This window comes from Streptomyces melanogenes, from assembly GCF_014649795.1.
Taxonomy (GTDB): Bacteria; Actinomycetota; Actinomycetes; order Streptomycetales; family Streptomycetaceae; genus Streptomyces; species Streptomyces noboritoensis.
Genome location: NZ_BMTS01000010.1, coordinates 44,950 through 70,370 on the forward strand (window position 1 = coordinate 44,950; position 25,421 = coordinate 70,370).

A 25,421-nucleotide genomic window follows, 5' to 3' on the forward strand; every position below is an offset into this window, starting at 1 on the left:
GAGGCGCGATGCCCGCTCCCCTCACCGGTTCCCCGGTGTCACCCAGACCCTCCCCCGGACCCTTCGCCCACCCCCGGCGACTCGCCGCCGCCGTGGCCGCCGCGCTGGTGGCCGCGCTGCTCCTCTTCGCCCCCGCACCCGCCGCCCACGCCGATCCGCCGCCTCTCTCCCAGGGCCGGCCCGTCACCGCGTCCAGCCAGGAGAACGGCGGCACCCCGGCCACCGCCGCCGTCGACGGGAACGACGGAACCCGCTGGTCGAGCGCGTTCTCCGATCCGCAGTGGATCCAGGTCGACCTCGGCGCCCCGGCCGCGCTCGGCAAGGTGGTCCTCAAGTGGGAGGCGGCGTACGCCAAGGCGTACCGCATCGAGCTCTCCACCGACGGCACCGCCTGGACCACGGCGTACTCCACGGCCAACGGCCCCGGTGGCACCGAAACGCTGAACATCTCGGGCACCGCGCGCTATGTGCGGATGTACGGGACGGCTCGCGCCACCGGATACGGGTACTCCCTCTGGGAGTTCCAGGTGTTCGGCAGCGGCGGCTCCACGCTGCCCGGCGGCGGGGACCTGGGGCCCAACGTGCTGGTCTTCGACCCGTCGACGCCCGACATCCAGGGCAAGCTGGACCAGGTGTTCCGGCAGCAGGAGGCGGCGCAGTTCGGCGACGGCCGCTACGCGCTTCTGTTCAAGCCCGGAACGTACAACGGCATCAATGCCAACCTCGGCTTCTACACCTCGATAGCGGGGCTCGGACTCAACCCCGACGACACGACCTTCAACGGCGATGTGACCGTGGACGCGGGCTGGTTCAACGGCAACGCCACCCAGAACTTCTGGCGCTCCGCCGAGAACCTGGCGCTCAACCCGGTCAGCGGCACCGACCGCTGGGCGGTCGCGCAGGCCGCGCCGTTCCGGCGGATGCACGTGAAGGGCGGGCTGAACCTGGCGCCGAACGGCTACGGCTGGGCCAGCGGCGGCTACATCGCGGACAGCAGGATCGACGGCACGGTCGGCCCGTACTCGCAGCAGCAGTGGTACACCCGCGACAGCTCGGTGGGCGGCTGGACCAACGGCGTGTGGAACATGACCTTCTCCGGGGTGCGGGGCGCGCCCGCACAGAGCTTCCCCAACCCTCCGTACACGACGCTCGACACCACACCGGTCTCGCGCGAGAAGCCGTTCCTCTACCTCGACGGCAACGACTACAAGGTGTTCGTGCCCGCGAAGCGCACCAACGCGCGCGATGTCTCGTGGGGCTCGGGGGCGACGCCGGGCAGTTCGGTGCCGCTCAGCCAGTTCTACGTGGTGAAGCCCGGCGCGAGCGCGGCGATCATCAACCAGGCGCTCGCCCAGGGCCTCAACCTGCTGTTCACGCCCGGGATCTACCACGTCGACCGGCCGATCGAGGTCACCCGGCCCGACACCGTGGTCCTGGGCCTCGGGCTCGCCACGATCGTGCCGGACAACGGCGTGACCGCGCTGCGGGTCGCCGACGTCGACGGGGTGCGGCTCGCCGGGCTCCTCATCGACGCGGGACCGGTGAACTCTCCCGTACTGCTCCAGGTCGGGCCGCCCGGGGCGAGCGCGAACCACGCGGCCGACCCGACGACCGTCCAGGACGTGTTCGTCCGGGTCGGCGGGGCGGGCGCGGGCCGGGCCACCACCGGCATGGAGATCAACAGCAACCACACGATCGTCGACCACACCTGGCTGTGGCGCGCCGACCACGGCAGCGGCGTCGGCTGGGACACCAACCGGGCCGACTACGGTCTGACGGTCAACGGCAGTGACGTGCTGGCCACGGGCCTGTTCGTGGAGCACTTCAACAAGTACGACGTCCAGTGGAACGGCGAGCGCGGCCGGACGGTCTTCTTCCAGAACGAGAAGGCGTACGACGCGCCCAACCAGGCCGCCATCCAGAACGGCGGCGTGCGCGGGTTCGCCGCGTACAAGGTCGCCGACTCGGTGACCACCCACGAGGGCTGGGGGCTGGGCAGCTACTGCTACTACAACGTGGATCCGACGATCGTCCAGGACCACGGCTTCCAGGTGCCGGACCGGCCGGGCGTGCGGCTGCACGACGTACTGGTGGTCTCGCTCGGCGGCAAGGGGCAGTACGCGCACGTCGTCAACGGCACCGGGGCGCCGACCTCGGGCACCTCGACGACGCCGTCGACGCTGGTCTCGTATCCCTGAACCCTGTTACCCCCGTGACGCGCGGCTGCGCCGGAGACCGGTCGGGTCTCCGGCGCAGCCGCCACGGGGGTGAGTGGTTCAGTGCCGGGCCGTGCGGCGCCGGCGCGCGGCCCAGACGATGCCGGCGCCCGCGACGAGCACCGCACCGCCCATACCGGCGACGAGCGGGGTGGAGCTCGACGAACCGGTCTCGGCCAGGTTGGGGCTCGGCGCCGGGGCGGGGGCCGCCGGCGCCGAGGTGCTGGGCGCGGGGGCGGGCTTGCTGGGCTTGGCCGACGGGGTCGGCTTCGACGGCTTGGACGGCTTGCTCGACGGGGTGGGCTTGGTCGGCGGCGCCGTGTCGCACACGGGGGACGTCTTGGTCTCGTCGCGCGAGTACTGGTCGCCGTCGCCCGCCTTCACGATGAGGTGGAGCGTGAGCTCCTTGTCGTGGGCGGGGAGCTTGAGGTTCTTGTGGAACTCGCCCTTGAACTGCTCGGTGGGCAGCAGGTCCTTGCCGTCCGCCGTCTTGATGGTCACCGTGTTGGTGGCTTCGTCGGAGTACCTGGTCAGGTCCACCGTGACGGTCGAGCAGGTCACCTTCCACACGGGGGTGTGGGCCTGCGCGGGCACCGCGCTCAGGCCGACGCCGATGAGGCCCGCAGCGGCTGCCCCTATCAGCGCTCCACGACGACGCCCCGTTCCTCTGATTACGGTCACAGAATCCTCCACTGTTCCGCACCGCCGGATTGACGGTGCGCGCACAGTACCGCTCCCGTCCCAGGGGCGAGCAGCGGTCCCCCACATCACTCCCCTCACCTGTCCTGTTCGCGACGGGTCGCCCCGTGCTATACACGCGCCACCGTTGTCACACCCACCACGCATGGGGGACCGAATGAGACGAACGTCCTTATTTCTCAGGGCAGTTGGGGTGCTCGCGGCGACGGCCGCGCTCGCCCTGGGAGTCCCGGCGGCCGGGGCGGACGCCGCGGCACCGGCACCGGCCGCGACCGCCCTCCCGGCGCTTCCGCAGCCGAATTCACATGGTTTGACCCTCAAGAGCTGGTGGGCCGTCGCCGGGTACGGCGGCCGGATGGCCGACGCGACCTTCACCACCGGCGCGGCCTTCACCCCGCGCGGCGGCACCCCGTGGATCAGCCCGGTCCAGGTGCCGGTCACGGTGCGGATCCATCTGCCGGTCGGATACGGAAGCGATCCGGCGAGGCGGTACCCCGTGCTGTATCTGCTCCACGGCGGGGGCGGCGACTTCCAGCAGTGGTCGCGGTCGGACTCCGGGAACGTGGCGGCGACGCTGGCCGGGACGGCGTTCGACGGGATCGTGGTGATGCCGGAGGGCGGCCGGGCGGGCTGGTACAGCGACTGGGCCGGGCACACCGACGGGAACTTCGCCCCGCGGTGGGAGACCTTCCACGTCGAGCAGCTGCTGCCGTGGATCGACGCCAACTTCGCCACGGTGAGGGACCGTTCCGGCCGGGCGATCGCCGGGGCCTCCATGGGCGGGTACGGGGCGCTGCGCTACGGCGGCCGCCACCCCGAACTCTTCTCGGCGGTCGGCGCCTTTTCCGGGGGCACGGATCTATATCAGGCCAACGCCCAGAAGACCATCGCGGATTCCCTGTGGCAGGCGGGTGCGGCGATCGGCTGGAGCGGACTGCTGAATCCGTTCTTCCGCGTCACCGGCGACACGCTGTACCGCATGGAGACGGTGTTCGGCCCGCAGAACGGCTGGCCCTCCGTCACTCCCGTAAGCCTCGCCCTGAACGATGCCTACAACGGCTACGACGGGAAACTCGCCCTGTACGCGGGCGGTGCGGACGGGACCGGCGAGACCGATGTCCACGGCTGGAACCGCACCCTGCACGAGAACCTCGACAGCCGCTCCACCCAGCACCGTTACTGCACCGGACCCGGTGAACACAGCTATCAGTACTGGACCGGAGAGCTCAAGGACTTCGTGGCGCTCGCCTACGGAACCGCACCCGCGCAGTGCCCGAATGGCTGGGGATCGCCTACGCGGTAAATGGCCAGCATAAGTGGACCTTTCAGGAGCTCATAGCGTCACCATTGGGCCATATCGCGCCTTTTCCAGGGGAGTTGAATTTCTTTCAAACATTCCGGGGAAAGGCATCCCGATCGCGCCCGGACCGTACCCACCAGGCAGGCCTTCGGGAGAATCCTCCATTCCATTTCAGGAATCCATTGACTGAATGGACGGTTTCAGGCCCGGCGGCCGCACGCCCCCGTGAATGGCGCCTTGTGGATGCCCCGTGGCAAGCAGACGATCGGTCCTCGTTCCTGTGCGACAGCCGTCCAGCGGCCGACGCTCATGTCTTCGAGGAGGTTCCTGTGGTGAACGACCGGATGTCCCTCAGCCCGGATGCGGCACGGCAACTCGCGAACGCCACCAAGACCACGCCGCAGATGCGCGGCATCACCCCCCGGTACCTGTTACGCGCCCTGCCCTGGGTGGACGTCGAGTCCGGGGTGTACCGCGTCAACCGGCGCCGCACCTTCGTCCTGGGCGACGACCGGATCACCACGTACGCGGACAACGACGGCACCAACCACGTCGTCCCCGGCGACCTGCGCGAGATGCCGTATCTGCGCGACGCCGACGACGCGCTCCTGACCGAGCTGGCCGGCGCCTTCACCGAGGTCTCCTTCGAGTCCGGGCAGGTCCTGGTGCAGAGCGGCGACCCGGCCGACCGGCTGTGGGTGATCGTGCGCGGCCGCGCCGAGAAGCGCATGACCGGCCGGTACGGCGAGGAGGCGCTGCTCGAAGTCATCGGCGACGGCCAGTTCTTCGACCTCGACAGCTGGACCCGGTCCGAGCCGATGCCGTACCGCGTGCAGGCGCTCACGCCCGGCGTGGCCCTGGTCGCGGAGCGCAGCGCGCTCGCCGCCCTGACCGACCGGGACGCGGGGGTCCGGGCCGCCATGGACGACTACGCCGCCGGGAACCACATGGTGCCAGGCGCCGAGGTGCCGGTGGACCTGTCCTCCGGCCATGTGGGCGAGCCGGACCTGCCGGGGACGTTCGTCGACTACGAGGACGCGCCCCGCGAGTACCACATGACGCTCGCGCAGACCGTGCTGCGCGTGCACACCCGTGTCGCGGACCTCTACAACGGGCCCATCGACCAGACCCGCGCCCAGTCCAACCTCACCGTCCAGGCGCTGCGCGAGCGGCAGGAGGCGGCGCTCCTGAACCACCCGGAGTTCGGCCTGTTCAACAACGTCTCGGCGGGGCAGCGCGTCCAGTCCCGCACCGGCTCGCCCACCCCGGACGACCTCGACGAGCTGCTCGCCAAGGTCTGGAAGCAGCCCGGGTACTTCCTCGCGCACCCCCGGGCGATCGCCGCGTTCGGCCGTGAATGTACCCGGCGGGGCGTGCCCCCGGTCGTCGACACCCGGTTCGGCAGCCCGCTCATCACCTGGCGCGGAGTGCCGCTGCTGCCGTCGGACAAGGTCCGGTTCACGGGCGGCATGGGCTCCGGCACCACCGAGATCCTGCTGATGCGGATGGGCGAGGCCGAGCAGGGCGTGGTGGGCCTGCGCCCGTCGAGCGTCCAGGACGAGGTCGAACCCGGTCTGGCGATGCGGAACATGGGCACCGACCAGAAGGGCATCACCTCGTACCTGATGACCGCGTACTTCAACACGGCCGTCCTGGTCGAGGACGCCGTCGCCGTGCTCCAGAACGTCGAGGTGTCCAACTACCATGACTATTCCTGACCTCACCACCCGGCAGGTGCCGTCGGTGCCGGTCACGGGACTGCCCTCGATGCCCCAGCAGGGCGCCCCGACCGAGCAGCCGCCCGCGCCCGCGCCGGCGGGCGTCCCCGAGCAGCCCGCCGCACCCGGCCAGGCGGGGCTCCCCCGGCGGCCCTCGGTGCCCGGTGCCTACTCGGCCGAGGCGGCCCGCCAGGACTTCCCGATCCTGCACCGCACGGTCAACGGCCGCCCGCTGGTCTGGCTGGACAACGGAGCGACGACGCAGAAGCCCCGCCAGGTCATCGAGGCGCTCGGCGCGTACTACAGCGCCGCCAACTCCAACATCCACCGGGGCGCCCACACCATGGCCCGCGAGGCCACCGAGATGTACGAGGCGGGGCGCGCGGCGGTCGCCGGGTTCCTGGGGGCGCCCGCCCCGGACAGCATCGTGTTCGTGCGCGGCACCACGGAGGCGGTCAACCTGGTCGCCCAGAGCTGGGGCCGGGACAACCTCGGGCCCGGCGACGACATCCTCGTACCGGTCCTGGAACACCACTCCAACATCGTCCCCTGGCAGATGATCGCCAAGGAGACACGGGCCCGGGTGGTGCCGGTTCCGCTGACGCCGGAGGGGGAGATCGACCAGTTCGCGTACGCGGACCTGCTCTCCTCACGGACCCAGCTGGTGGCGCTCAGCCACGCCTCCAACGTCCTGGGCACCGTCCCGCCGGTGAAGGAGATGACCGCGCTCGCCCATCGGTACGGGGCGAAGGTGCTGGTCGACGGGGCCCAGGCGGTCGCCCACTTCCCGGTCGACGTACAGGACCTGGACGCGGACTTCTACGCGTTCTCCGGGCACAAGCTGTTCGCCCCGACCGGCATCGGCGCCCTCTACGCCAAGCCGGAGGTCCTCGCGGACATGCGGCCCTGGCAGGGCGGCGGCAACATGATCGACTCGGTGGACTTCGGTCTCACCACCTTCGCGCCGGTCCCGCACCGCATGGAGGCCGGCACCGGCAACATCGGCGGCGTGGTGGGACTCCTCGCCGCCCTCGACTGGCTGGGCTCCTTCGACCGCGACGCGATCACGGCGTACGAGGAAGGGCTGATGGCGTACGCCCAGCAGGCCATGGCCACGGTGCCCGGTCTGGAGCTGGTCGGGGCCGCACCCCACCGGATCGCGGTGCTGACCTTCACACTGGCGGGCCACGACCCGGCGAGCGTCGCCGAGTGGCTGGACCGCGACGGCATCGCCATCCGCGCGGGCCACCACTGCGCACAGCCCGCGCTCGCCCACTACGGACTGGAGACGGCGGCCCGTGCCTCGCTGGCGCTCTACAACACGTCCGAGGAGGTGGATCAGCTGGTGGCGTCGTTGCGTCAGCTGCAACTGGCGTCGGGCTGACGGGTGACAGCCGACAACTGACAGATAGCTGGTCACAGGTGGCGGGCGACAGATTTCAGTGTCTGTCGTCTGTCACCCGCACCGACCGCCACGGCGGTCGATGCGCCTGCGGCGGGACGGTCGGCAGCGGCGGCAGGGGCGCGCCCACCGAGTCGAGGCGGCGGCGCAGCAGTTGGTTCTCCACATAGAGGTCGGCCAGGACGCGGACCTTGGAGCGCACCGCCCACTGGTCCACCGGCTTCACCAGGAAGTCCGCGACACCGAGGTGGTAGGCGCGGGCCGCGAGGTCGTCGTCGCGGCCGAGGCCGGTGACCAGGATGACCGGCAGACTGCGGGTGTGGTCCAGGCGCTTGAGGTAGTCGACCACTTCGAGGCCGTCCATCTGGGGCATCAGCACATCGAGCAGGATCACGGCTATGCCGCCGCGCAGCACGGTCTTCAGCGCCTCGTCCCCACTGCGGGCGCACACTATCGGGCGGCCCACGGGACGCAGCACACTCTCCATGGCGAAGAGGTTGTCCTCGCGGTCGTCCACTACGAGGATCTTCCACGAACTGTCCACGTCCCAACCACACTCCCCTGCAGCCGGACTTTCACAGTAGTGCGCCCCGGAGCCGAGCGCAGGAGGCCCTTGGTACCTTGCCAACGGCATCTGCGCCCGCCCCCGAGGGGGCCGGTGCCGGGGCGGCGGACGTCTACGGGCGTCCGCCAGCGCAAACGGAAGCGCCGCCCACGCCCGCGCGCGTCCGGGAGCTCTCCGCGTTCGAATAATTCGGCCGGTTGTGACTCCCCCTTTTGGCTCTTCTGCGTGCTTCGACGGCACGGCGGGCCGGGCCCGGTTCCCCTAGCGTGGGGACATGGACGAGGCACGCGGTACGGAAGCGAGCGGGCCGTCGGCGGAGCCCGACCCCGCGTTCCCCGCCCGGCGGGCCCCGCGCTGCCGCAGCCTCGACGCGCTGGACGCCCAGGTGGTCCGCTGCCGGGCCTGTCCGCGCCTGGTGGCCTGGCGCGAGGAGGTCGCCGCGACCAAACGGGCGGCGTTCCGGGACTGGGAGTACTGGGGCCGGCCGGTGCCCGGGTTCGGTCCGCCGGACGCGGCGCTCGCGGTCGTCGGCCTCGCCCCGGCCGCGCACGGCGGCAACCGGACCGGCCGGATGTTCACGGGGGACGCCTCCGGCGACTTCCTCTTCGCCGCGCTGCACGCGGTGGGCCTGGCCTCCCAGGCGGAGGCCACGCACGCCGGGGACGGCCTCGCACTGCGGGGTGTACGGCTGGCCGCGCCCGTGCACTGCGCGCCGCCGGACAACAAGCCGACGCCGCAGGAGCGCGACACCTGCCGCCCGTGGCTGGCGGCCGAACTGGAGCTGCTGAGCCCGGGGTTGCGTACGGTCGTCGTGCTCGGCGCGTTCGGCTGGCAGGCGCTGCTGCCGGTGCTGGGCGCGGCGGGCTGGCAAGTGCCGCGCCCCCGGCCGAAGTTCGGACACGGCGTCCAGGTGACGCTGGCCGCGTCGGACGAAGGCCGCCCGCCGCTGCATCTGCTCGGCTGCTACCACCCGAGCCAGCGCAACACGTCGACGGGACGGCTGACGCTCCCCATGCTCGTCGAGGTCTTCGGCGAGGCTGCCCGCCTGTCTGGGCTCTGAAGTCGAGGCTCTGAAACCGCCCGCTTTGGTTGAACTTTGACCGAAAACCTGGCCTCCGGCGGCCGCTTCACCGGCTCCCACCTGCCCAAATCGCACCCCGCGCGACCCGGGTGTGTGATGGGAGGGGATGGTCACAAGGGGCGGGAGCGACGAAAGGAGCCGGTATGCACACCGGACGGATACGTCGAGCGGCCGCCGCGACCTTGTTGTCGTGCGGTCTCGCCATGGGCGGCCTCGCCACCGCGGCAGCGGCGGCCCCGGCTCACGACCAGGGCGACGGCCACGACCGCGGCCAGGGCAACGGCTGGTCGTGGGACGCCCACATCAGCGGCTGGATCCGGGACGACCACAACAGCGGTCGCGACTGGGGCGACCACGGCGGCGACTGGCGCTGGGACGACCACCGCGACGGCCGGGACCGGGACCACCACGACGGCGGCCGGGTCTGGGGCACGGTCACCTCGCGCATCGAGCTCAACGTCCGCGACAACCCGAGCCTGAACGCCGGGGTCGTCGTCGCCCTGAGCCCGGGCAGCCAGGACCGCATCGAGTGCAGGACCCACGGCTCGAACGTGAACGGAACCTCCACCTGGTACTGGCTGAGCGGCGCCCACGGCTGGGCCAGCGCGGCGTTCATGCAGGCCAGCGGTGACGTACCGAATTGCTAGGAGCGATGGCGCGGCCTTCGTTGCGCTCGTGTGAACAGTGCGCAGTCCCGGGAATAGCGACACCGGGATCGACCTTGGAGCTGCTGAGAGCGAGGAGTCAGCAGATGCCCAAGGCGTACGCGTACACCCGCAACGGCGGGCCCGAGACCGAGACGTTCATCGAGCGGGACCGGCCGCGCCCGGGCCCCGGCCAGTTGCTGGTCGCGGTCCGGGCCGCCGGGGTGAACCCGGTGGACTGGAAGCTGCGCAACGGCTTCCGCAGGCCAGGGGCGCCGGAGCCGGAGCTGCCCGCCGTGTTCGGCAACGAGGTCGCGGGCGTGGTCGCGGAGCTCGGCCCCGGGGTGACGGGCTTCGCCGTCGGGGACGCCGTCTTCGGCAATCCGGTGGGCGGCGGTTACGCGGAGTACGCGCTGCTGCCGGTCCCGGTGACCGCCCACAAGCCGGCCGGTCTGTCGTTCGCGGACGCGGCGACCCTGCCGGTGGCCGGGGCGACCGCGTACGACGGCGTGCGCCAGCTGGATCTGCCCTCCGGGGCGACGCTGCTGGTCACCGGCGTCGGCGGCGGAGTGGGCGTGGCCGTCGCCCAGATAGCCAAGGCCTTCGGGATCAAGGTGGTGGGTACGGCGAGCGAGGGCAAGAAGGAGTTCGTCGAGTCGCTGGGCGCGGTGCACGTGTCCTCGGCGGGCGACGGGCTGGCCGAGCGCGTCCGGGCGGCGGCGCCGGACGGTGTCGACGCGGTCTTCGACCTGGTCGGCGGTGAGGTCCTGGAGACGGTCGCCGCGCTCGTCGACGACCGTACGAAGCTGATCACCGCGGCCGACCCGCCCGGGGCGGCCCGGCTCGGCGGCTCGGCGGTGCTGCGGGCCCGCACCGCCGCGGTGCTCGACGAGGTGGCGCGGCTGGTGGTGGGCGGGGAGCTGCGCCCGTTCGTCACGGCGACGTTCCCGCTGGAGCGCGCGCCCGAGGCGCTGCGCGCGGTCGAGGACGGCCACGCACGCGGCAAGGTCGTGATCGAGGTGGCGCCGTGAGCGCATCCCACCCCCTGGACAACCCGGCCCGCGCCTCCCTCACCGGGCCGCACGCCCACTTCGCCGAGCGGTTCGGGCGGGTGCTGCGCTATCCGCCCGAGGTGACGCCGTGGCTGGCGCTCTCCGACGACCCCGGGCCGCAGGACTGGGCGGACGTCGCCGCGCTGGCCGGGCCCGGCAACGAGGTTCCGCTGCTCGGAATGAGCCATCTGCCGCCCACGGGCTGGGAGTTGACGTTCAACGCCGACGGCGTGCAGCTGGTGGACGACGGGGTGGCCGCCCGTCCGTTCGACGAGGCCGTCACGCTGACCGCCGCCGACGTGCCCGAGATGATGGACCTGGTGGAGCGGACCCGGCCGGGCCCGTTCCTGCCGCGCACCATCGAGCTGGGCACCTATCTGGGCGTGCGCAGGGACGGCGTGCTCGTGGCGATGGCGGGCGAGCGGCTGCACCCGCCCGGCTGGACGGAGATCAGCGCGGTCTGCACCGACGACGCCTTCCGGGGCCAGGGCCTGGGCACCCGGCTGATCCTGGCGGTCGCGGCGAACATCCGGGAGCGCGGCGAGCGGCCCTTCCTGCACACGGGCGCGCGCAACACCGGCGCCATCCGCCTCTACGAGTCCCTGGGCTTCCGGCTCCGCCGTACCACCCGGTTCATGGAGGCCCGGGTGCCGGACGACCAACTGGCAAGCCTAGCAACATCATTTCACTCTATCGAGTGATGAAACGGTCGTGTGAATTGTTTCTGCACTTTTCGCGCTCCGGCTAGCGTCTAACGTTCCCCCCGGCGGCCCAAGCCCCCGGCCGTTCACACCAAAACGCTGCCTTTGGGGGAGAGATAGTGCGCCGCGACGAATACGTCGACGACGGTCCGCTGGAGCTCGTGCAGGCTTCCCGCCCGCACTACGAGCGGCCGTTTCTGAGGGTCCACACACGGGCCGGAGTGACCGTCGCCGAGCTGCACGGCGAGATCGACATCCAAGCCGTCCAGGCGCTGCGGCCGCGCCTGGACACCCTCACCGGGGACGGGGTGGGCGCGCTGGCCGTGGACCTGCGCCCCATCCGGTTCCTGGACTGCTCGGGCCTCGCCCTGCTGGTGCGGGCCCACCGCCGGGTGACCGAGCGGGGCGGCTCGTGGGGGCTCGTCTGCGACCATCCGCTGACGCTGCGGATCCTGCGGATCACCGCCCTCACGACCGTCCTGGGGCCTGCTCCGACGCTGGAGCAGGCCCTGGCCGCCGTCAGCCTTCCGAACGGGTCCGCGTCAGCCGGAGGGTGACCAGCTCGAAGGGCCGCAACACCAACCGCACCACACCGTCGGCCAGTTCAGGGGAGGAGCTTTCGGCGAGGGGCCGCTCCAGCAGGTCGGTCGCCACCACCGCGTCCGCCTCGAAGCCCGGGGTGAGGCGGGCCCGGGCCCGGCCGCCCCGCGACTCGTAGAGCCGTACGACCACGTCGCCGCTGCCGTCGTCGGCGAGCTTCACCGCGCTGACGACCACCGCGTCCTCGTCGACCGACACCAGCGGCGCCACCTCCGCCGCGCCCGTCACCCGCCGCTCCGGCAGGTTGACGCGGTAGCCCTCGCGCACCGCGTCGCCGATCGTGGCCCCGGGCACCAGCGCGTGCCGGAAGCGGTGCAGCCCCTGGTCGGTCTCGGGGTCGGGGAAGCGCGGGGCGCGCAGCAGCGAGACGCGGACCGTGGTGGTCGTGCCCGGCCCCTCGGCGGCGTCGCGCACGGTCCGGGTCACGTCGTGCCCGTACGTGGAGTCGTTGACGAGGGCGACGCCCCAGCCCGGCTCCTCCAGATGGACGAAGCGGTGGTTGCAGGCCTCGAACTTGGCCGCCTCCCAGCTGGTGTTGGTGTGGGTGGGCCGGTGGACGTGGCCGAACTGGGTCTCCGACGCGTACCGCTCGGCGTGGACGTCCAGGGGGAACGCGGCCTTCAGGAACTTCTCGGTCTCGTGCCAGTCGACCTCGGTGTCGATGTCGAGCCGCTGGGCGCCGGGGGCGAGGCTGAGCAGCTGGGTGACCTTGGAGTCGCCGAAGCTCCGCACGATCCGGACGGCCGCCACCCCCGCGTCCTCCACCGCGACCAGCTGGTCGAGGTCCGTCAGATCGGTCACCGTGTTGCGGTAGAACGCGTCCACGTCCCAGGCGTCCCACATGTTCGGGAAGTCGGGGTGGATCTGGAGCAGGTTCGCGGCCTTGCCGGGGGCGACCGTCTCACGTCCGGCGCCGATGTCGTACGCGGACACCACAAGCCCGCGGGCGTCGATCTCCACCGAGAGCAGCCCGTTGTCCAGGACGAAACCGCCGCCCTCGCGCGGCGCGGCTCGGCTCACGCCGGTACGGACAGCGGGGGCGGCCCCGCCCGCCGGCACTCCGTCGCGCGTGTGGGGCGCGGAGTTGAAGACCAGGGTGGCGCCCGGGGCGCCCTCGCCCGCGAGCGCGCGCTGGGCGCCGTCGATGATCGCGTTCAGCTCCCGCGCGACGGCGGCGTAGGTCTTCTCCGCCTCCCGGTGCACCCAGGCGATGGAGGAGCCGGGCAGGATGTCGTGGAACTGGTGCAGCAGCACGGTCTTCCAGATCCGGTCCACCTGCTCGTAGGGATAGGGGAACCCGGCCCGCACGGCCGCCGTCGCGGCCCACAGCTCGGCCTCGCGCAGCAGGTGCTCGCTGCGCCGGTTGCCCTGCTTGGTCTTGGCCTGGCTGGTCAGCGTCGCGCGGTGCAGCTCCAGATAGAGCTCGCCCACCCACACCGGCGCGTTCGGATACTCCGCCTGCGCCTTGGCGAAGAACTCGGCGGGGCTCTCCCACTCCACGGTCGCCGAGCCCTCCAGGCTCCGCAGCCGGGCCGCCTTGGCGACCATCTCGCGGGTGGTGCCACCGCCCCCGTCGCCCCAGCCGGTCGGGGCCAGCGAGTGCCGGGCGTGGCCCTTGTCCTTGAAGTTGCGGGCCGCGTGGGCGATCTCGCTGCCCTTCATCGAGCAGTTGTAGGTGTCGACGGGCGGGAAGTGGGTGAAGATCCGGGTGCCGTCGATGCCCTCCCACTGGAAGGTGTGGTGCGGGAACTTGTTGGTCTGGCTCCAGGAGATCTTCTGGGTGAGCAGCCACTTGGCGCCCGCCGCCTTGATGATCTGCGGCAGCCCGGCGGCGAAGCCGAACGTGTCGGGCAGCCAGGCCTCGTCGTTCTCGACGCCGAACTCGTCGAGGAAGAACCGCTTACCGTGCACGAACTGACGGGCCATCGCCTCCGAGCCCGGCATGTTGGTGTCCGACTCCACCCACATCCCGCCGGCGGGCACGAACCGCCCGTCGGAGACGGCCTTCTTCACGCGCGCGTACACCTCGGGCCGGTGCTCCTTGATCCAGGCGAACTGCTGCGCCTGCGACATGGTGAAGACGAAGTCCGGCTCGTCCTCCAGGAGCGCCGTCATGTTCGACGTCGTACGGGCCACCTTGCGCACGGTCTCGCGCAGCGGCCACAGCCACGCCGAGTCGATGTGCGCGTGCCCCACCGCGCTGATGCGGTGGGCGGTGGGCCCGGCCGGCACGGCCAGCACACCGGCGAGCTCGGCGCGGGCCGCCGCCGCGCTGCCGTTCACGTCCTGGAGGTCGACCGCGTCGAGCGCGCGGCCGATCGCCCGCAGAATGTCCCAGCGCCGGGCGCCCTCGACCGGCAGTTCGTGCATCAGCTCGCCCAGCACCTCCAGGTCGAGGACGAGCTGCCACACCGTCTCGTCGAAGACCGCGAGGTCCATCCGGGCCAGCCGGTACTGCGGCTCGGTGCCCGCGGTCTCCTTGTCGCCGAGCGCGGTCGGCACGAAGGGGTGGTAGTCGAGGATGACCGGGTTGGACGCGGCCTCGATGTGCAGCCGCACCTCCTCGCCGCCCACCGCGGGCGCGCCGACGCGCACCCACTGGTTGCGCGGGTTGAGGCCCTTCACCGGGGTGCCGTCGGGGCGGTAGACGAGGCCCTCGCACTGGAAGCCCGGCATGTTCTCGTCGAAGCCGAGGTCGAGGAGCGCCTCGACGGTCCGCCCGGCCCACTCGGCCGGTACGGTCCCGGTCACCCGGAACCAGCTGGTGCCCCACGGGGCGCCCCAGGCGTCCCCGACCTTGATCGGCTCGGGGGCACCGGCCAGCCCCTCGGTGACCGGGACGGGCTCGCCCGGCGCGTGCCACACCGCCACTTCCAGCGGGACGGATTCGGGGTACACGGCGGGGCGGATGCGCTCGTCGAGGACTCGCTTGAGGCGGGCTTCGACCAGGCTGCGGTCGTCATGCATGAGGATCTGCTCCGTGGGTCGAGGGTCGAGCGGGGTGCGAAGGGGGACGAGGGTTACCAGTGGTGGACGGTGGAGGCGGGTGCGGAGGCCGTGTACAGCTCGTCGACGGCCCGTATCTCGAACCGCGCCGCCCGCTCGCCTCCTTCCGGCTTCAGTGCGGGAACGAAGAAGGCATTCCCGCACGTTCCCCCGAGGAAGCGGCGGCTTCCCCCGGGCAGCACGCGGTGCAGCTCGTAGTGGCGCACCGCGCCGGGCGCCCGGCGCCACGCGAAGCGCAGCGAGGTGCCCGCGGCGCCGGGCGCGGAGGCGGTGACGCGCAGCCGGGCAGGCGCGCCCGGTCGTCTCGCGGCGGCCGTGTCGCGCACCGCCAGCGCGCCCAGACGCCACTTGGCGCGCCCCTCGGCGGTGAGCCGGACGCCGAGCGAACGGACCGTCCCGGAAAGGGTGTTCAGCCGCAGGGTCGCGGTGGTCCAGCCGGAGCCGCCCGCCCGCAGGGTGCCCGCAGGGATGTAGGTGTACGGGACCGGCTCACCGGGTTCGGCGGGCTCGCGCAGGGCGACCGCCAGCTCGACGGTGACCGTGCCCGCGTCGGCCCGGTGGGTGAGCTCGACGACCGTGGACCGGGACAGCGGCAGCCGGGTCGCGTGGAGCTCGACCGTGGCGGGGGCGTCGAAGTCGCCGTCGACCAGGAGGCTGGACCCGCCGCGCCAGGCGTCCGCGAAGTCGAAGGCGACGGCCGGGCGGCGCCCGCTCGTGCGGACCACCCAGCGGCGGCCCGGGAGCCGGTCCTGGAGGCCGAGGTGGTTCCACTCGACGGCCGAGGTCACCTCGCCGCCCTCGTACCAGCGCAGACCGTGCCCGGTGTTGAAGGAGGTCGCGAACGGCAGCCGGTCGACGGTCGAGCGGTCCGCGACGACGGTCGCCGGGGCGCGCCAGCCGTCCGTGTCGGGCTGCGAGGGGTCGAGCGAACGCCCGGTCCAGAACCGGTCGTCGGCCGCGTGGAACTGTGCCGGGGTGCGCCCCGCGGGCAGCTGGTTGCGGGTCCACTCGGGCCGGTAGAGGCCGTACGAGACGACGTGCGCCCGGTCCCGGGGCACGATGGCGTCCCAGTCCACGGAGCTGTCCCATCCATGGGCCTCGACGTCGACACCGGCCCACAGGTCGTAGCGGTCGCGTCCGAGCCTCTCCGCAAGCTCACCGGAGGCCGCAAGGCGATCGCCCGACCACCGAAAGTCCACGAACATCGAGTCGGCACTGCGGAAGAAGTCCTGATTCCGCTCGTTGAGCGCTCCCTGCCACCCCACGGACCCTTCCACCGTCATCGCGTCATACCAGGTGACCCGCAGCCCGGCGGCCTCGCTGCGCGCCTTGAGGTCCCGTACGAAGGCGAGCATGTCGGCGCCGAGGGCCGCGTCGCCGCCGTCGGTCTCGGCGTTGACGAACCACCCGTCGAAGCCGTGCGCGACCGCGACCGCGACGAGCTTCGCGGCGAGCGGGAACCGCCCGAGCGAGTCGCGCCGCACCAGGTCGCGGGTCCAGCGCAGCTCGCCGCCCCACGCGGTCGGCGGCAGGAAGACGGTGCCGAGCACGGGCACGCCGTTGCGGTGCGCCGCGTCCACGACGGGCGCGTTGGGCGCCAGGATCAGCCCCTCCCCCGCCGAACCGCCCCAGAAGACCAGCTCGTCGAGGTAGGCCCAGTGGGTGAGCGCGTAGTAGTCGGCGGTGGCCGCTCCCTGGGACGGGTTGCCCGCCGTGTGCTCGAACGACACGAGCGCCTGAATACGGGCCTGCCGGGCCCGCGCGCTCCGGTTCACCGCGACCGGCGTGAACCGCCGGGCGAGCGGCACAGTGGCGGCGTTGAAGGCCAGATCGGCGTCGTCCTCGGCCCGCCAGTCCTTGAGACTCCGCCAGGTGATGCCGGGCTCGGGGGTCCCGGAAGGGAACGAGTCCGGATACCAATACGAGGCGTACGGCTGAAGGTCGACGGGATCGCCAGCCGCTGCCCGAGCGGCAACGGCCGGGCCGACGACAGCAGCGGCCGCCCCGGCTCCGGCGAGGACGACGGTACGGCGGGTGGGTTCGTGGAGGGGCTGGGGCATGAGGGGTCTCCGTTTCAGGTCGGGGAGGGTGTTGGGACGCACTTTTCGAAGTGGGGCACCCATAAGGGGCGCGGGGAACTGCGCGACCAGTTGGGGACGGCCCGCAGACGAATACACCGCCGCGGCCGAGCGCCGAGCTCACCGCGCCCAGCCACGCACGGCCCGCAGCCGAAGACGCCATCGCCCCGCCGGGCTCAGCCCACGGCATCCGGGAACACCACTTCGCCGATCCCGCGCAGCGCCAAGTGCTCCTTGTCATCAACACGGCTCGCCAACACCACCGCAGGCCGCACCCCCTCCCCCACCAGCCGAGCGAACGCCTCGAACACCGACCCCCCGGGCGCACACACGGACCGGCGCGGCGCCAGCACCTCGTCCCCCGCGTCGACGACAAGCGCGGTAGTCCGGGGCGCGGGCGCGTGCACACGCCCCCGCCACTCCCGGGCAAGCCGAGCCACGGCCTCCCCCGCAGGCTTGACCCGCCCGGAACTGGTCAACAACCCCAGGCTGTACTCCAGTTCGGGAAAGTCGGCCAGCGACCGGTCCACGTCGTGGGAGCACCACCACGTGACCCCCCACAGATCCGCGCAGTCCAGCGCGTTCACCACCGTCGCCTCGGTGAACGCCGCCGCGTGCCCGGCGGGGATCAAGGGGGCGGGCGCGCCCACCTCCTGGAGCCACACCGGCCGGTGCGGGTCGTCGGCCCAGGCCTTCGAGAGCTCCACGAGGTACGCGGCGTGGTGCTCGGTCGCGACGCCGTCGCGCCCGTGCGCCTGGGCCGTACCGTTGAACACCCACGAGTGCACGGTGGTCATGGCGCCGACCCGGGCCGCGTGCGCGGGGGTGAACGGCTGGTCGTCCTGGTACCAGGCGGCGTCGTACTCCGCGTGCACATGAGGCTTGCCAGGCGCCCCCTCCTCGCACGCGGCGAGCATCCGCCCCAGCCACGCCCCGGCCTGCTCGGGCGTGATGCGGTCGGGGTCGGGGTGCGGCCCGGCCGCGAACTGGTTGATCTCGTTGCCGAGCGTCATCCCGATGAAGTTGGGCCGGTCCGCGAGCGCCCCCGCAAGCGTGCGCAGCAGCGCCGCCTGCCCGTCGAGCACCTCGGGGTCGGTGAAGAGGCTGCGCCGGTGCCAGGTCTGCGTCCAGGCGGGCAGGAAGTCGAAGCTCGACAGATGGCCCTGGAGGCCGTCGACGTTGACGTCGAGGCCGCGTTCGCCCGCCGCGTCGGCGAGCTGGACCAGCTGCTCGACCGCGCGCGGCCGGATCAGGGTGCGGTTGGGCTGGAAGTACGGCCACACCGGGAAGACCCGGATGTGGTCGAGGCCGAGGGCCGCGATCGCGTCGAGGTCGGCGCGTACGGCGTCGAGGTCGAAGTCGAGCCAGTGGTGGAACCACCCCTGGCCGGGCGTGTAGTTGGCGCCGAAGCGCACGGCGGCAGGCATGCGGGCCTGTTCTGAAGGCATGCGGGTCCGTTCTGTGGGCGTACGGCGGGGCGGAGGAGCGGGGCCGCGGGGCTCAGCCCTTGACGGCTCCCTCGCCGACGCCGCGGAAGAAGTAACGCTGCAGGCAGGCGAAGAGCACGATGAGCGGGGCGACGGCGATGACCGTGCCCGCCGCGACGAGCCGTTCGTCGTTGGCGAAGGTGCCGTGCAGGTAGTTCAGGCCGATGGTGAGGGTGAAGCGGTCCGGGTCGCTGAGGACGATCAGCGGCCACAGGAAGTCGTCCCAGGCGCCCATGAAGGCGAAGATGGCGACCACGGCGAGGGTGCCCTTGACCGCGGGCAGCGCGATCCGCAGATACCGCTGCCAGGCGTTGGCGCCATCGACGTACGCCGCCTCCTCCACCTCGTACGGGAGGTTGAGGAAGGCGTTGCGCATCAGCAGGACGTTCATCGCGCCGATGGAGCCGGGCAGCAGGACCGCGATCAGGGTGTTGTTGAGGCCGAGGTCCCGCATGGTGGTGAACTGGGCGATGATGATGCCCTCGACGGGGACCAGCATGGCGAGGATGAACGCGAGGGTGGCCGCACGGCGGCCCCGGAAGCGCATCCGGGCCAGTGCGTATCCGGCGAGCGAGGCGCCGACGCAGTTGGTGACGACGTTGGCGGCGGCGACCTTCAGCGAGTTCAGGGCGTAGTCCCAGACCGGGATGGTGTCGGCCACGCGCGCGTAGTTGTCGAGGGTGGGCTGCCCGGGCAGGAACTTCGGCGGGGAGCTGAAGATGTCCTCGTGCGGCCCCTTCAGCGAGGTGGAGAGCTGCCAGAGGAACGGGCCGACGGTGAGCGCCAGGACCACCAGAAGCAGCGCGTACCGCAGCACGAGCTGCCAGAGGGGGACGCGTCGCCCTTCCTTGTCGGTGACGCCCGCCCGACGGCGGCGCACGGCGGTCACCGGATCCGTACCCTTCGCGGTGTCGGTCTCGGTGCTCACGCGTCCTCCCTCCGGTCCGCCCGCAGCACGAGCAGCATCAGCGCGACGGTGACGACGAAGACGACCACGGAGATCGCCGAGGCGTAGCCGACCCGGCCGGTCAGACCGGTGCCGACGCGCTGGACGAGCATCACCAAGGTGGTGTCCTCGCCCGCCGGGCCGCCGCTGGGGCCCGCCATCAGATAGACCTCGGAGAAGACCTTGAAGGCCGAGACCGAGGAGAGCGCGGCGACCAGGACCATGGTGGAGCGCAGGGCGGGCACGGTGACGGTGAAGAAGCGGCGGACCGCCCCGGCCCCGTCCACCGCAGCCGCCTCGTGGAGTTCGCGCGGCACGTTGGCCAGCGCCGCCAAGTAAATGATCATGTAGTAGCCGAGGCCCTTCCAGACCGTGACCGCCATCGCGCTGCACAGGAGCAGCCACTGGTCGCTGAGGAAGCCGACCTTGCCGACGCCCACCGCCTCCAGGACCGAGTTGATCAGCCCCCGGTCGTCGAGCATCCACACCCAGATGAGGCCGACCACGACGATGGAGGCCACGACCGGGGTGTAGAACGCGGCCCGGAAGAAGGCGATGCCGGGGATGTGCCGCTGGACGAGCAGGGCGAGCAGCAGCGGCAGGACCACCAGGGCCGGGACCACGCCGAGGACGTACAGCGTGCTGTTGCGCAGTCCGGTCCAGAACATGTCGTCGTGCCACAGCTCGCGGAAGTTGGCGAGGCCCACGTAGTGGCCGGGCACCAGGGTGCGACGGTCGGTGAAGGAGTTCACCACGGTGCTGACGAACGGGTACAGGCTGAACACGCCGACGACGAGCAGTCCGGGCGCCGCGAACAGCCAGGGGCTGGACGGCAGTTGGCGCCGGATGCGGCGGCCGGCCCGGTGCGGCCCGGAGCGGGTGCTCCGGGCCGCCGGGGCGGCGGCGAGGGGGCCGGACGGGTCCGCCGGGGCGGCGGTGGGGCTGTTCACGAACGGCTCAGCTCTGCTTCAGCAGCTGGTCACAGGCCTTGACAGCGTTGTCAAGCGCTTCCTTGGGGCTCTGCTTGCCCTGGAGCGCCTTGGCCACCTCGTTGCGCAGCGCGGTCTTCATCTGCTCGCTGAACAGCACCGGCGTGTAGTTGACCGCCGTCTTCAGGGACTTGGCGGCGGCGATCCGCACCCGGGTCTCGTCGGTGCCGTCCTCCTTGGTGAAGTACGGGTCGTCGAGCGAGCCCGCGGTGCTGGGGAAGATGGCGACCTTCTTGGCGAACTCCATCTGGCGGGTCGCGTCGGTCACGAAGTGCGCGAAGGCGACGGCCGCGGGCTTCTGCTTGGTCTTGCTGTTCACCATGACGCCCATGACGTACATGTTCGCCTTGCCGGTGCTGGTGATCTGGTCGGTGATCCCGATGTTCTTGTAGAGCGTCGGGGCCTGCTTCTTGAAGTTGGCGAGGTCGAGGGCGCTGCCGGGGTTCATGGACACCGACTCGGTGAGGAACTTGTGGCCCGCCGACTCGGGGGTGGCGGTCAGCGCCTGCGGGTCGAGCGCCTTGGCGTCGTACAACTCCTTGTACTTGGTGAGGAGTTCGACCCCCTTGGCGTCGTTGAACGCGAAGCCGTCGCCGCTCTTGTTCATCGACTCCACGCCGTAGCGCCCGAAGTCCTCGATGGTGGGCACGTTGGCGAAGGTCGCGATCTTCCCGTTGCTCTTGCGGGCCATCGCCAGGCCGTCGGCGAAGACCTCGTCGTACGTCTTCGGCGGCTTGGCCGCGTCCAGCCCGGCGTCGCCGAACAGCCGCTTGTTGTAGAACAGCGGGCCGGTGTTGAGGTACCAGGGGAAGGCGTACGTGCCCTGCATGCCGGGTATCTGGTGGCTCTGCCAGGCGCCGGGCAGGTACTCCTTGCGGTAGTCGGCCGCCGCCTTGTCCAGGTCGAGCGCGAGACCCGCCTTCGCCAGCGGGGCCACCAGGTCCGGCGAGACGTTGACGACGTCGGGCAGGGTGCCGCCGGCGGCGTCGGCGCTGATCTTGTCGGCGTAGCCCTCGGCGGGCCGGTCGACCCACTTCACCTCGGTGCCGGGGTACTTCTTCTGGAAGTCCGCGATCACGCCGTTGAAGTAGTCCTTGAAGTTCGCCTGGAGGTTCCAGGTCTGGAAGGTGATCTTCCCTTCGACCTTGCCCGACGCGTCGGACGAACCCGAGTCGGAGTCGCTGGAGCAGGCGCTCAGCGGCAGGACGGTGGCGAGGACGGCGGCAGCGGCGAATGCCCTGCGGGAGATGCGCACGGTGTACGGCTCCTTTGCTCGGACCAGACGTGCGGACGGCGGCGACCGGCCTCGCAGAGGGGCCGGGGACTGTCCCCCGGAAAGGCGCGGTACCGGACGCTCACATCGGCAGACTTTGCGGTGCGAATCTTCAAAAAGTCAATAGGCGGCCCCAGTTGGATGACGTATATGCAGGTCACCGGTGTGCATCGGGGTAGTTGCAGCGATCCACTAATGCGCTTTAGAGTCATGGTGCTCAAGCGCATTAATACGCTGAGGCATTCACCGGCCGCAGACCGGTCGGATCCAGCGGGAAAGGGGCACGGGTGACGGACAGCCCGCCGTCCGGCAAGGACACGCAGGCGGCCCGGCGCACGGTGGCGCGCCGCCCGACGATGAAGGACATCGCCCAGCGGGCCGGGGTGTCGGAGAGCGCGGTGTCGTTCGCGCTCAACGACCGCCCCGGCGTCTCCGAGGTGACCCGGGACCGGGTCCGCCGGGTCGCCGAGCAGCTGGGCTGGCGGCCGAGCACGGCGGCCCGGGCGCTCTCCGGCGAGGGCGCGGCCACGGTCGGCCTGGTGGTGGCGCGCCCGGCGGCGACCCTCGGGGTCGACTCGTTCTTCCTCCAGCTGATCTCCGGCATCCAGGAGGTCCTGGCGGAGCGTCAACTCGGCCTGCTCTTCCAGGTGGTGGAGGACGTGCGGGCCGAGTGCGCGGTCTACCGGCGGTGGTGGGCCGAGCACCGGGTGGACGGCGTCCTGGTGGTGGACCCGCGCACCGACGACCCGCGCCCGGAGCTGCTCGACGAGCTCGGGCTGCCGGGGGTCGTCATCGGCGGCCTGCCGGACACGCACCCGAACCTGTCGCAGGTGCGCGCCGACGACGCCGGGGCGATGGCGGCGGTCGTCGGCAGGCTGTACGAGCTGGGGCACCGCAGGGTCGTGCACATCGCGGGCCTCGACTCGCTGGCCCACACCGACCGCCGCATCCGCTCCCTGCGCGCCGAGGCCGACCGGCGCGGTCTGACCGGGGTGCGCTCGGTGACCACGGACTACTCGGACACCGAGGGCGCGGCGGTGACCCGCCGGGTGCTGGGCGGGGCGGCGGCGCCGACCGCGCTGGTCTACGACAACGACGTGATGGCGGCGGCGGGAGCGGCCGTGGTGGCGGGGCTCGGGCTCTCGGTGCCGGGGGACGTCTCGATCGTGTCGTGGGAGGACTCGGTGCTGTGCCGGATGGTCCACCCGTGGCTGACCGCGCTGTCCCGGGACACGATCGCGTTCGGGCGGCTCGCCGCGCGGGAGCTGACCGCGCTGCTGGACGGCGGCGCCGCCCGGTCGGTCCCGATGCCGCTGCCCCGGCTGATCGAGCGCGAGAGCACCGCCGCGCCGCCGCTCACTCGGGCCTGAGCAGCAGCAGCGCCACGTCGTCGCTGCGTCCCTGGGTCTCCTGGACGTGGCGTACGAGGCTGTCGGCGACCTCCTCCAGGGGGCGCCCGCCCACGTCCGCGAGCCGGTCGGCGACGGCGGCCACCGACTCGTCGAGGTCGACGCCCGCGATCTCGATGAGGCCGTCGGTGTACAGCGCGAGGACCGAGCCGGGCGGCAGCGGCACCTCCGTGGTCGGGTAGACGGCGTCCGCGTCGATGCCGAGCAGCGGGCCGCCGGCCAGATCCAGCGTGCGCACTCGGCCGTCCGGGTCCCTGAGCAGCGGCTGGGGATGTCCGGCGCGGGCCAGCAGGGCGCGTCCGCGCGCGGTGTCCAGGTGCAGGTAGATGCAGCTGGCGAAGCGCTCGGTGGCGAGGTCGACGAGCAGCCGGTTGGTGGACTCCATGACCCGGCCGGGGGTCTGGCCGACGGCGGTGTAGGCGCGTACGGCGGTGCGGACCTGGCCCATCAGGCCCGCCGCGGTCACGTTGTGGCCCTGGACGTCCCCGATCACGGCGGCGGCCGCGGTGCCGACGGGCAGCAGGTCGTAGAAGTCGCCGCCGATGTCCATGCCCTGGGTGCCCGGCAGATAGCGCGCGGCCACTTCCAGCCCGGGCAGGTCCGGCAGGGTGTGCGGCAGCAGGGCCTCCTGGAGGCCGTGGGCGAGCCGGTGCTTGGCGTCGTAGAGCCGCGCCCGCTCCAGGGCCTGCGCGATGAGGCCGCCGACGCTGGTCAGCACCGCGCGCTCCTCGGCGGTGAAGGTGTGCTCCTCGGCGTAGCCCAGCACCCAGGTGCCCACGGCCCGGCCGGAGGCGACCAGCGGCAGATAGGCCCAGGCGGCCATGCCGTCGGGGGTGGCGTACCGGATCGGATAGAGGCGCTCCAGCTGCCCGCGCGACTCGTAGAACCCCGGTACGCCGGTGAGCAGGGCGCGCACGCCCGGCGTCTGGGCGGTCAGCGGCATCCCGTCGAACCGGTCCACCACCGAGGGGTCCTCATAGCCGCGCTGCCCCAGGACGTGCAGGCGCCCGCCGGAGGAGCCGAGCATGGCCAGGGTCCGGCTGCCCACGGCGGGCATGATCTCGTCGGCGACCAGATCGATCACGTCCCGGACGCCCACAGCCTCGGTCAGGGCGCTGGCCAGGCTCAGGACGTGCGAGATGGTCACCAGGCGTCCGGGCCCCTCCCCCGCGTCGCGCTGCGGCTTGCCTCCCCGGGGCGTGGCGCGGGCGCGGGTGATGCGCACGCTGAGACCGGTGGTGCTGGGGTAGAGCCGGAAGGAGAGCCAGTCGCCGGGCGGGCGCAGCGCCACGAACGAGGTGATCTGCTGGCTGAGCAGGGCCGCCCGGTAGCGGTCCTCGTACATCGGGTCGTTCAGCCACGGCAGGGTCACCCAGGGCGGGGTGCCGAGCAGCCGCTCGACCGGGACGCCGAGGAGGTCGGCCGACGCCTGGTTGGCGTATTCGACCCGCCCGTCGAGGTCGAGCGCGCACAGGCCGTACGGCAGGCGCGCGGCCATCCGGGCGGCCTCGGCGGCGCGGACCTCCCCCGGCGGCTCCACCGGGCGCACCCCGGGCTCCGGCAGCACCGGTCTGCCCTGGCCCGCGGCCCACTCCATGTACTCGGCGAGCCGGTCGCAGGCGGCGGTGAGCCGCTCGCGCTCGTGGCGGGAGAGGTCGGCGGGGTGCGAGCCGGGCCAGGTCGCGTAGATGGCCCCGTAGACGGTGTCGGCGGTGGCCACGGGGAGCGCGGCCAGGGCGAAGGGGTAGGGCAGCACGACCGCGATCCGGGGGTAGCGGCCCGCCATCTCCTCCTCGCCGCCGACCCAGACCAGCCGCCGCTCACGGGTCGCGTCGGCGACCGGGATGGGGGCGGCGAGCCCGACCCGCTCCCAGGGCGCGGCGAAGACCCTGGGCAGGCCCGCGATCGCGGTCATGACCAGGACATTCTCTGCGGGATCGAGCACATAGACGGCACCGGAGTGCGCCTGGACGTCGTCGAGGAGCCCGGTCAGCACCCGGGAGAGCACCGCCTGGTGCGGGGGCGCGCGGTCGGGCCGGGGCCCGGGCGCATCCCGGTCGGGCACGGCGGACCACCTCCTCCACGGCCGCGCGCGGACACCTCTGGAAGATCCAGGCTGCCCGCTCGCGGCCGTCCCCGCACGGCGAGCGGGCCCGGCGGCGGGGCGGTGGCGCGCGGGGGGGGAGCCGACCGGGGGACAGCGCCGCCGGGGCGACGGCGATTCGCGCGGAAGATCCGTTCGCCTCCGTTATAAA

Annotated in this window: 19 protein-coding genes; 10 read left to right on the forward strand and 9 right to left on the reverse strand. The window is 72.1% G+C overall.

Annotated elements, in window-relative coordinates:
• The first annotated feature begins 8 nt into the window (after positions 1-8).
• The gene (locus tag IE252_RS21995; protein ID WP_190091164.1) at positions 9-2,198 is read left to right on the forward strand and encodes a discoidin domain-containing protein; all 2,190 of its coding nucleotides are present in this window, start codon (positions 9-11) and stop codon (positions 2,196-2,198) included.
• 78 nt (positions 2,199-2,276) lie between these two features.
• Here the strand turns inward: IE252_RS21995 and IE252_RS22000 are convergent, their stop codons facing one another.
• Complete coding sequence (locus IE252_RS22000) at positions 2,277-2,897, reverse strand: LAETG motif-containing sortase-dependent surface protein (RefSeq protein WP_190091165.1); 621 nt, start codon at positions 2,895-2,897, stop codon at positions 2,277-2,279.
• A gap of 211 nt (positions 2,898-3,108) precedes the next feature.
• Between IE252_RS22000 and IE252_RS22005 the strand changes: the two genes are divergently transcribed.
• From IE252_RS22005 to IE252_RS22015, 3 genes are all read left to right on the forward strand, one after another.
• A complete protein-coding gene (locus IE252_RS22005) occupies positions 3,109-4,218 on the forward strand; it encodes an alpha/beta hydrolase (protein WP_190091166.1) in 1,110 nt (369 codons plus the stop codon).
• A 329-nt stretch (positions 4,219-4,547) separates the two neighbouring features.
• On the forward strand, positions 4,548-5,933 hold the full coding sequence (locus IE252_RS22010) for a family 2B encapsulin nanocompartment shell protein (RefSeq protein ID WP_190091408.1): 1,386 nt from the start codon (positions 4,548-4,550) through the stop codon (positions 5,931-5,933).
• Positions 5,920-7,317, forward strand: a complete 1,398-nt coding sequence (locus IE252_RS22015; RefSeq protein WP_190091167.1) for a cysteine desulfurase — start codon at positions 5,920-5,922, stop codon at positions 7,315-7,317. The genes IE252_RS22010 and IE252_RS22015 overlap by 14 nt, the downstream gene beginning before the upstream one ends.
• Positions 7,318-7,372: 55 nt before the next feature.
• On the opposite strand, the gene IE252_RS22020 is transcribed toward IE252_RS22015, so the two are convergent.
• Complete coding sequence (locus tag IE252_RS22020) at positions 7,373-7,879, reverse strand: response regulator (protein ID WP_229848707.1); 507 nt, start codon at positions 7,877-7,879, stop codon at positions 7,373-7,375.
• Between the two features lie 295 nt (positions 7,880-8,174).
• On the opposite strand from IE252_RS22020, the gene IE252_RS22025 reads away from it, so the two are divergent.
• From IE252_RS22025 to IE252_RS22045, 5 genes are all read left to right on the forward strand, one after another.
• Positions 8,175-8,960 (forward strand): uracil-DNA glycosylase, encoded by a 786-nt coding sequence (locus tag IE252_RS22025; RefSeq protein WP_190091169.1) that lies wholly within the window; start codon positions 8,175-8,177, stop codon positions 8,958-8,960.
• Positions 8,961-9,124: 164 nt separating this feature from the next.
• Positions 9,125-9,628, forward strand: a complete 504-nt coding sequence (locus IE252_RS22030) for a hypothetical protein (protein ID WP_190091170.1) — start codon at positions 9,125-9,127, stop codon at positions 9,626-9,628.
• Between the two features lie 104 nt (positions 9,629-9,732).
• Positions 9,733-10,656: an NADP-dependent oxidoreductase gene (locus IE252_RS22035; protein ID WP_190091171.1), complete on the forward strand. Its 924-nt coding sequence runs from the start codon at positions 9,733-9,735 to the stop codon at positions 10,654-10,656.
• Positions 10,653-11,378, forward strand: coding sequence for a GNAT family N-acetyltransferase (locus IE252_RS22040; RefSeq protein WP_190091172.1), 726 nt, complete (start codon positions 10,653-10,655; stop codon positions 11,376-11,378). The genes IE252_RS22035 and IE252_RS22040 overlap by 4 nt, the downstream gene beginning before the upstream one ends.
• A 119-nt stretch (positions 11,379-11,497) precedes the next feature.
• A complete protein-coding gene (locus IE252_RS22045; RefSeq protein ID WP_229848710.1) occupies positions 11,498-11,935 on the forward strand; it encodes an STAS domain-containing protein in 438 nt (145 codons plus the stop codon).
• Here the strand turns inward: IE252_RS22045 and IE252_RS22050 are convergent.
• From IE252_RS22050 to IE252_RS22075, 6 genes are all read right to left on the reverse strand, one after another.
• A complete protein-coding gene (locus IE252_RS22050; RefSeq protein WP_190091173.1) occupies positions 11,898-14,945 on the reverse strand; it encodes an alpha-mannosidase in 3,048 nt (1,015 codons plus the stop codon). The genes IE252_RS22045 and IE252_RS22050 overlap by 38 nt on opposite strands.
• 53 nt (positions 14,946-14,998) lie before the next feature.
• Positions 14,999-17,044: an endo-beta-N-acetylglucosaminidase gene (locus IE252_RS22055; protein ID WP_190091174.1), complete on the reverse strand. Its 2,046-nt coding sequence runs from the start codon at positions 17,042-17,044 to the stop codon at positions 14,999-15,001.
• 194 nt (positions 17,045-17,238) lie between these two features.
• Positions 17,239-18,489: a glycoside hydrolase 5 family protein gene (locus IE252_RS22060; RefSeq protein ID WP_190091410.1), complete on the reverse strand. Its 1,251-nt coding sequence runs from the start codon at positions 18,487-18,489 to the stop codon at positions 17,239-17,241.
• A 73-nt stretch (positions 18,490-18,562) separates the two neighbouring features.
• A complete protein-coding gene (locus IE252_RS22065; protein ID WP_190091411.1) occupies positions 18,563-19,438 on the reverse strand; it encodes a carbohydrate ABC transporter permease in 876 nt (291 codons plus the stop codon).
• A gap of 35 nt (positions 19,439-19,473) precedes the next feature.
• Positions 19,474-20,445, reverse strand: a complete 972-nt coding sequence (locus tag IE252_RS22070; protein WP_373298592.1) for a carbohydrate ABC transporter permease — start codon at positions 20,443-20,445, stop codon at positions 19,474-19,476.
• 7 nt (positions 20,446-20,452) lie between these two features.
• Positions 20,453-21,739, reverse strand: coding sequence for an extracellular solute-binding protein (locus IE252_RS22075; protein ID WP_190091175.1), 1,287 nt, complete (start codon positions 21,737-21,739; stop codon positions 20,453-20,455).
• Positions 21,740-22,113: 374 nt separating this feature from the next.
• Between IE252_RS22075 and IE252_RS22080 the strand changes: the two genes are divergently transcribed.
• A complete protein-coding gene (locus IE252_RS22080) occupies positions 22,114-23,127 on the forward strand; it encodes a LacI family DNA-binding transcriptional regulator (protein WP_190091413.1) in 1,014 nt (337 codons plus the stop codon).
• Here the strand turns inward: IE252_RS22080 and IE252_RS22085 are convergent.
• A complete protein-coding gene (locus tag IE252_RS22085) occupies positions 23,114-25,231 on the reverse strand; it encodes a SpoIIE family protein phosphatase (RefSeq protein ID WP_190091176.1) in 2,118 nt (705 codons plus the stop codon). The genes IE252_RS22080 and IE252_RS22085 overlap by 14 nt on opposite strands.
• Between the last annotated feature and the right edge of the window lie 190 nt (positions 25,232-25,421).